The sequence below is a fragment of the Halobacillus sp. BBL2006 genome, assembly GCF_000786645.1.
GTDB lineage: Bacteria > Bacillota > Bacilli > Bacillales > Halobacillaceae > Halobacillus.
The window spans coordinates 1-7076 of the sequence record NZ_JRNX01000020.1; the positions used below are offsets into that span (position 1 = coordinate 1).

Annotated in this window: 10 protein-coding genes; 3 read left to right on the top strand and 7 right to left on the bottom strand. The window is 41.9% G+C overall.

Annotation, left to right across the window (positions count from 1 at the left end; translation table 11 throughout):
• Positions 1-167 precede the first annotated feature (167 nt).
• The 3 genes from LD39_RS00960 to LD39_RS00970 all read right to left on the bottom strand — a co-directional run bounded on the left by LD39_RS00960 (position 168) and on the right by LD39_RS00970 (position 2263).
• Complete coding sequence (locus LD39_RS00960; RefSeq protein WP_035541867.1) at positions 168-527, bottom strand: YlbF family regulator; 360 nt, start codon at positions 525-527, stop codon at positions 168-170.
• Between the two features lie 85 nt (positions 528-612).
• Positions 613-1749, bottom strand: a complete 1137-nt coding sequence (locus LD39_RS00965) for a DUF445 domain-containing protein (RefSeq protein ID WP_035541870.1) — start codon at positions 1747-1749, stop codon at positions 613-615.
• A 103-nt stretch (positions 1750-1852) separates the two neighbouring features.
• Positions 1853-2263, bottom strand: coding sequence for a ferritin-like domain-containing protein (locus tag LD39_RS00970; protein ID WP_052158669.1), 411 nt, complete (start codon positions 2261-2263; stop codon positions 1853-1855).
• Positions 2264-2389: 126 nt separating this feature from the next.
• On the opposite strand from LD39_RS00970, the gene LD39_RS00975 reads away from it, so the two are divergent.
• Positions 2390-2572, top strand: a complete 183-nt coding sequence (locus LD39_RS00975) for a hypothetical protein (RefSeq protein ID WP_035541872.1) — start codon at positions 2390-2392, stop codon at positions 2570-2572.
• A 78-nt stretch (positions 2573-2650) separates the two neighbouring features.
• Here the strand turns inward: LD39_RS00975 and LD39_RS00980 are convergent, their stop codons facing one another.
• Complete coding sequence (locus tag LD39_RS00980) at positions 2651-2932, bottom strand: metal-sensitive transcriptional regulator (RefSeq protein ID WP_052158670.1); 282 nt, start codon at positions 2930-2932, stop codon at positions 2651-2653.
• Between the two features lie 123 nt (positions 2933-3055).
• Here LD39_RS00980 and LD39_RS00985 point away from each other — a divergent pair, with 123 nt between their 5' ends.
• Complete coding sequence (locus LD39_RS00985) at positions 3056-3955, top strand: CdaR family transcriptional regulator (protein WP_052158671.1); 900 nt, start codon at positions 3056-3058, stop codon at positions 3953-3955.
• 206 nt (positions 3956-4161) lie between these two features.
• Positions 4162-5259 carry an ABC transporter ATP-binding protein gene (locus LD39_RS00990; RefSeq protein WP_035541875.1) on the top strand — a complete coding sequence of 366 codons (1098 nt, stop codon included), beginning with the start codon at positions 4162-4164 and terminating at the stop codon, positions 5257-5259.
• A 48-nt stretch (positions 5260-5307) separates the two neighbouring features.
• Here the strand turns inward: LD39_RS00990 and LD39_RS22440 are convergent, their stop codons facing one another.
• From LD39_RS22440 to LD39_RS01005, 3 genes are all read right to left on the bottom strand, one after another.
• Positions 5308-5475, bottom strand: coding sequence for a hypothetical protein (locus LD39_RS22440; protein ID WP_156112544.1), 168 nt, complete (start codon positions 5473-5475; stop codon positions 5308-5310).
• A 134-nt stretch (positions 5476-5609) separates the two neighbouring features.
• A complete protein-coding gene (locus LD39_RS01000; protein WP_035541879.1) occupies positions 5610-5816 on the bottom strand; it encodes an alpha/beta-type small acid-soluble spore protein in 207 nt (68 codons plus the stop codon).
• A gap of 113 nt (positions 5817-5929) precedes the next feature.
• On the bottom strand, positions 5930-7076 hold a 1147-nt coding region (locus tag LD39_RS01005; protein WP_035541882.1), incomplete at its 5' end, for a lyase family protein.

Here is a 7076-nt window from a genome sequence, read left to right on the forward strand (position 1 = left end):
GGCAACGGAAACATGAAAAAGTCTCGAAACTGAGTCTTCCAGAATAGGGAGCTTTAATGGAACAAGAAATATATATAACAAGGATTAGCGGTAGTTAAAATATAAGTTCGCAATAAAAAAGCCACCTGCTGAGAGGTGGCTTTTTAAACGGTCGCTTCCGCTTTTAATTATTGCTCTGGATTTTCTGGGTTGCCGTAAAGCTCTTCAAGTGGCTTCGTGATGATACGGCTAATGTCGTTAATCACTGTGTTCAAACGCTGCTCTTCTTCCATAAGCTTGGAAATTTGAGGATGTTGTTGAACAAGTTCAACGACTTTACGCGCTTGCTCGACTTCTTCTTCAGAAATCTCTTCACCTTGCATTTGCTTTTGCTGAAGTGTCATTTGAGTCTGACGGAAATCGTCGAACATTTTTTTAGCAGCTTCATCATTCATTACTGCTTCATAAGCTTCTTTCAAGCCTGTGAATTCTTCGCTATTTCGAATCGCTTTTTCTAAGTCATACGCGTGATCATATAGATTTGCCATAAAAATAAGAACCTCCTAAAAGTTTCGTTCTGTGACTCCTCCCCCACTATAACAAACTACAGAGGTCCTGTATAGGAATCGAATATTATCCGAAAAATAGCACAATTATCCCTTGGAGCATACCGATCATTCCTCCAAGTAACGCTCCTAAATACGTAATCATTTTGAACTCTCGACGCGAAATTCCTAGCACCATTTCCTCTAAGCGCTGGACTTGAAAAGCTTCAACTTCTTCTTGGACAATCTCTGCTAAATGCATCGTTTCCATCATCCGTTCCATTCTAGATGATAAAAGTGCCGTCATTTTTGTAATAAGGCGGGGCACGACATTATGAATTATCTTTTCTCGATGGGGCTGAGTCCACTCAGCAACTGATTTCGTCAACAACTTCTCAACCGGCAAGGCTTTTGCGACAGCTTGTCCCAACACTTTTCCAATGGTGTGACGCCCAATCTTATCTTCAAAATAGCTGACTCGATGCTGCATGAGCTGCTTCAGCTCTGATTGAAGCATGCCGCGTAACCAAATATTCATTTCGTCATCAGAAATGTATTTTGTGATGGAGGGATAAATCCGCTCCGTAAGGCCATCTGGCCCCATGAAAGAAGAGATCATGTTTCCGAGGAACCCTTGATTATCCAAGTAGTTTTCTATAAGCGCTGTAACTTTTCGTTTACCTTCAGTGCTCTGAAAGTAACGCTTAATACTCTCTTGAATATGATCAGCAAGTTGGTCTGCCCCCTGTTCCGCTTTTTGTCTCCATTCTTCCGACAAGAGATCTTCTAACGGAACTTCACGGTAATCCATCATGAGGGTGTGATAACGCTCCTCAATCCATTCAGAAATGGTTCCTTCAAGGCTTCGCACAGACAAATCATAGTCTAAGGTTTGAGCCAAGTCCTGGATCGTGGCAGGGTGAGCCAGCCAATTCTCTACTTCGTTTTGCGCCCAGGCAGTTACTTGTTCTTGAAAAACTGGAGCCTCTAATTTTCTTCTCAAGCCTTCCGGTGTCAGTAAATGCTCAACAACCATTCTCCCCAGTTGACGGGCAAGTTCTTGCTGGCGTTTCGGGATAAGCCCGGGGGTAAACGGAAGTCGATACTTCCCTATATAAATCGCACGATAAGGTCGGAAAAGCATCTTAATAGCTAAAGAATTCGTAATTCCGCCGATCAGTGCACCGATAATGATCATTAAGACTACAAGTATCACTGGATTCATGGTACAACCTCTTTCTATTATGCTGTACCAAGTATAATCGAATTATTTTCAATGTGCCAACGAGAGCATAAAAAAACAGGCCTGAGATAGACCTGAATTAGAATTATTTCAATCGACCTAATATCGTTCCGAAACGAGTGGCGTGTTCCATTTCGTCTGTCATAGCAATGAACAGCGGTTGATAAGCCATTTGGTTCGGGATCATAAATAGCATATCCCGATACATTTCGAAAGCTTCAAATTCCCCTTTTTGCGCCTTTTTAACTCCGTCTTCAAAGGATTGATACGTAATTTTTTTAGGTTTGAATTGATGGTACTGCCCTGTCAGTTGATAGTGTAAATGCTGAAATAACTTATAATGCTTCAATTCATCTTCCTCTGCGTGCTTAATATAGTCCTTGAACATCCGATTGCTCGTGTCTTCACCCAGGCGTTTATAAAAATCGTTGGCATTCCACTCATCTTCTATCGCGGACTCAAGCATAGAGATAAATTGGTTAGGTTGATTTTGCATACAGTCCCCTCCTCTATTTCATACCTATGATTGAGAGGGACAACTTTATGCCAAGTATATATAATCTTACCTCAATTTCATGGATCTCGATAAAGCGGACACCCTATAAAGGAGGAGGTGACGAACATGATACAAGATGAAAGAAAGCGTGCACCAGAAGGTAAGGATCGATACGAGTTGGATGTGGACCGTATGATTAATGAAGGTATGGCCGGAGGCACTGTACTTCCAGTGTACGGGCGAGAACAAATCGGTGAAGCTCATGAGATTCCTGAACAAGAGCAAGCTGAAAATCGCTCAAACCGATGAATGCCATACTTTCAATGAACAAGCCTTCTCCTCATAAAAAAAGACGATGATGCTATTGACGCATCATCGTCCTTCTATTTAACGGCTTTTAACAATCATCTGGACAGCTTCGTTAATCAGCTCTTCAGCTGATTCCCCTTCATCATGCGCGTCACGGATGCACGTCTCTAAATTCTTTGCCACAATATATCCGATCGCTCTATCCATTGCCGTCCTAGCAGCAGAAAGCTGTGTAATGACATCTTTACAGTTTTTCTCATCTTCCATCATCTTAAGAACGCCTCGAACCTGACCTTCTATTCGTTTCAGACGGTTCTTGGTTTCCTGTCCATAATAACTCTGTTGTTTCACTTGATCCATGATAAACGCACCCCTTTTATATGTTTACCCACGCTGTCTCCACTACTAGGAAGAGGCTAGCTTGCGGAAACCTGAATATGTAATACTATAATAGTAAATATATCGTTAAAAAGGAAGATAGCAATGACTATAATAAATCAATTACAATCTATTTACCCCTCGTTGATCTTATCAAAACCTGATGACATTGACCATCCCTTTGATTATGAATGGTTTCAAACCCCTGAATTGGATACAATCGGAATAAAAAAAGAAGAGTTTACAGACCGGGATTCTCAACTATTATCTTTGTTTTTAACCCCTTATCCTATACACCTTCCAACCGAAAACGAGCGTGAGAAATCATGGATGGATTTATTGCAAGGGCGGAATACTCAACTAACTGTAGAATGGCCTATGAGCTATCGCTTTGTTTTTTTCTCTATTTCTGAAAAACCCGCGAACAAAGAAACGTTCCAGGAAGCGTTCCAGGCTCTCTTCCCACGAGCGATGCCTCTATTTTGGGAGACGGATCAATCAGGTTTTATCATTGAAGAAATTATGACGAAAAATCAGGAAGTGATTTCTTTTAGTGAAATCATTGATGTATTGATGAGTGATTTTTACATGAAGATTCGTTTTTATATCAGTGAGTTCTCTGAAAACATTTCGAAGGCTCCGGCAATTTTTTCTTGGGCTTCACACTGTCACTCTATATCGGATCGATATCGGATCTCTTCTGTTACGACATATAAGGACCTTCTACCTTATCTATATATAGATGCTTTGCCTCCTGCTCATTGGGAGCACCTCTATCGCTCCATTTTTCAAGACGTGCAGGCTGATGAGGATCTTCTACATACGATCAGAGTGTTTTTAGAAACGGGAGCCAATGCTTCCTTGACTGCAAAGCAGCTGTATATGCACCGCAACAGCTTACAATACAGGGTTGATAAATTCATCGAAAAGACTGGGATTGATGTAAAACAGTTCGCCTATGCAGTCCCCACATATCTCGCTTTACTGATGTTGGATTATGAATAAGTTTACAAGCCGTCTCCTTTGAAGAGACGGCTTTATTCATTTAGAAACTATTATTCCTTAACTCCTTTTTCATCATGAAATGACAAAGTGCACAATAGCGCTTTCATATCTTTGTGCACTTTGTCCATTTACCGCTTTCTACAACTTCGATACACTGAATTCACAAGAAAGAAAACGATTTCAAAATTACATAGGAGGTTTTCCTAATGGCAGAAATTCAAATGAAAAGCATTGATAAAGTATACGATAAGAAAGTTAAAGCGGTGGACGATTTCAACTTGCACATTCAAGATAAAGAATTCATCGTATTTGTTGGTCCTTCCGGCTGTGGTAAATCCACGACACTTCGAATGATTGCAGGTCTTGAAGAAATCACGAGCGGTGACTTCATGATTGACGACAAACGCATGAATGATGTGGCACCGAAAGATCGTGACATCGCGATGGTATTCCAGAACTACGCGCTTTATCCTCACATGAATGTGTATGACAATATGGCTTTTGGTCTTAAACTTCGTAAAATGGATAAAAGTGAAATTGACCGTCGAGTGAAAAATGCCGCAAACATCCTTGGTCTTGAAGCTTTACTTGATCGTAAACCGAAAGCATTATCAGGTGGTCAGCGTCAACGTGTTGCCCTTGGACGTGCCATCGTACGTGATGCTAAAGTCTTCTTAATGGATGAGCCGCTCTCCAACTTGGATGCGAAACTTCGTGTTCAAATGCGTGCGGAAATTCAAAAGCTTCACCAACGCCTGCAGACGACTACCATTTACGTAACTCACGACCAAACGGAAGCCATGACAATGGCGACGCGCCTTGTTGTTATGAAAGACGGTCTTATTCAACAGGTAGGTGCACCGAAAGAGGTATATGACAAGCCTGAAAACGTCTTTGTTGGTGGGTTTATTGGATCACCGGCGATGAACTTCCTGCACGGAAAACTGGGCGAAGGGCACATTGAACTTGGCAACGTTAAGCTTGCTGTCCCTGAAGGTAAAATGAAGCCGTTGCGTGAACAAAGTTACATTGGTAAGGATGTTATTCTCGGGGTACGTCCTGAAGATATGCATGATGAGCCTGTATTTATCGATGCGAACCAAGATAAGAAAATTACAGCACACATCGAAGTGGCGGAGCTTATGGGATCCGAATCTTACTTATATTCTAAGCTCGGTGAACAAGAATTCATCGCTCGAGTAGACTCCCGTTCAGATATCAAAGGTGGAGAAGAAATCGAATTAGCGATTGATATGAACAAAGTCCACTTCTTTGATAAAGATTCTGAAGAACGAATTCATTAATCCCCTACTATATATGTAAAAAAGCGCAGCATTCCGGCTGCGCTTTTCTTATGCTGTCTGGATGTCATTCAAGCCACAATCTTCACAAATGAACAAGTGGACACATTCACCAGTACGGGAAGAATCAAGATCCCCATCGACAAGATCCGTCCATTTTAGCTCCAGGTAAGGGCTATAGTCATCAAGGAAATCCGTAATTCTTCCTTGATCATGCATGGTCCCGTCACACCTGGGACAGGGGCGCTCACTTTCTCCCCATCCATTGCAAATACCGCACTCTTGCATAAAACACACACTCTTTTCAAAAAAATAAGGAGAAAGGGCGCACCCTTTCTCCTCCTTCAAATTATTTAGCGTTGTTGTTGTCCACCGAACTGTTGTTCAGCCATTTGTACAAGACGCTTAGTGATTTCTCCACCTACTGAACCGTTAGCACGAGATGTAGAATCTGGACCAAGCTGTACGCCGAATTCTTGTGCGATTTCATATTTCATTTGGTCAAGAGCTTGTTGAACACCAGGTACAACCAACTCATTTGAACTGTTGTTGTTAGCCATGTTTCTCACCTCCTGTCTTGTAATCGTAGTATGACTCGCTTATGACATTTTTATGTCAAAAATTTTTTTGGTAATTATTGGAGCCATCCTGGAGGGGATCCATGGCTAACGAATTACTTCGCGTTCGGTTTTGTCATCTCTTCAGGCTTCACATATTCGTCGAATTGTTCTTCTGTCAAAATTCCCATTTCGACTGCTGTTTCTTTCAACTGTTGATCTTTTTCAAAAGCTGTCTTAGCGATTTTCGCAGCATTTTCATAACCAATATGAGGGTTCAATGCGGTCACAAGCATGAGGGAATCACGCAAGTATTTTTCAATTTGCTCATGATTTGGCTCAAGTCCACGAACACAACGCTCGTCAAAAGAGACCATGCTGTCAGCAAGAAGCTGTGCAGATTGTAAGAAATTATAGGCGATGACCGGTTTAAAAACATTAAGCTCAAAGTTACCTTGACTGGCAGCGAAACCAATTGTGGCATCATTTCCCATTACTTGAGCTGCAACCATCGTTACGGCTTCACTTTGGGTAGGATTTACTTTACCTGGCATGATCGAACTTCCCGGCTCATTTGCAGGAATTGTGATTTCACCAATGCCACAGCGTGGTCCACTTGCTAACCAGCGCACATCGTTAGCGATTTTCATTACATCGGCCGCTAAAGCTTTCAATGCGCCATGAATATGAACAAGCTCATCATGGGACGTGAGCGCATGAAACTTATTCGGTGCAGAAATGAAGTTCTTTCCTGTTACTTCGTTGATTTTAGCAACCACTTGCTCAGAAAAATCCTCATGAGCATTTAAGCCTGTGCCCACAGCTGTTCCTCCAATAGCCAGCTCTTTTGCGTATCTCACGCTTTCAGAAAGCATACCTTCCGTTTTCTCAAGCATGCGGTGCCAGCCACTGATTTCCTGACCCAATGTAAGTGGAGTCGCATCCTGCAAGTGAGTACGTCCAATTTTGACGATTTCGTTAAACGCTTCCATTTTTTCTTTTAATGTATCTTTCAATTGAGTCAATGCCGGCATAACCACATCCTCAATTTTCCGCACAGATGCGATATGCATCGCTGTCGGATAAGTATCGTTGGAGCTTTGAGATTTATTGACGTCGTCATTTGGATGCAGACGAGTGTCACTGTTTTTTTCTTTTAACCATTCGTTCCCTACAAACGCGATCACTTCATTTACGTTCATATTGGATTGTGTACCGCTTCCTGTCTGCCAAACCACTAGCGGAAAATGTTCTTCAAGTTCG

Bases quoted from the DNA above. Each gene is read 5' to 3' on its own strand.
- LD39_RS00960 (WP_035541867.1), bottom strand. From the start codon at position 527: ATGGCAAATCTATATGATCACGCGTATGACTTAGAAAAAGCGATTCGA.
- LD39_RS00965 (WP_035541870.1), bottom strand. From the start codon at position 1,749: ATGAATCCAGTGATACTTGTAGTCTTAATGATCATTATCGGTGCACTG.
- LD39_RS00970 (WP_052158669.1), bottom strand. From the start codon at position 2,263: ATGCAAAATCAACCTAACCAATTTATCTCTATGCTTGAGTCCGCGATA.
- LD39_RS00975 (WP_035541872.1), top strand. From the start codon at position 2,390: ATGATACAAGATGAAAGAAAGCGTGCACCAGAAGGTAAGGATCGATAC.
- LD39_RS00980 (WP_052158670.1), bottom strand. From the start codon at position 2,932: ATGGATCAAGTGAAACAACAGAGTTATTATGGACAGGAAACCAAGAAC.
- LD39_RS00985 (WP_052158671.1), top strand. From the start codon at position 3,056: ATGACTATAATAAATCAATTACAATCTATTTACCCCTCGTTGATCTTA.
- LD39_RS00990 (WP_035541875.1), top strand. From the start codon at position 4,162: ATGGCAGAAATTCAAATGAAAAGCATTGATAAAGTATACGATAAGAAA.
- LD39_RS22440 (WP_156112544.1), bottom strand. From the start codon at position 5,475: ATGCATGATCAAGGAAGAATTACGGATTTCCTTGATGACTATAGCCCT.
- LD39_RS01000 (WP_035541879.1), bottom strand. From the start codon at position 5,816: ATGGCTAACAACAACAGTTCAAATGAGTTGGTTGTACCTGGTGTTCAA.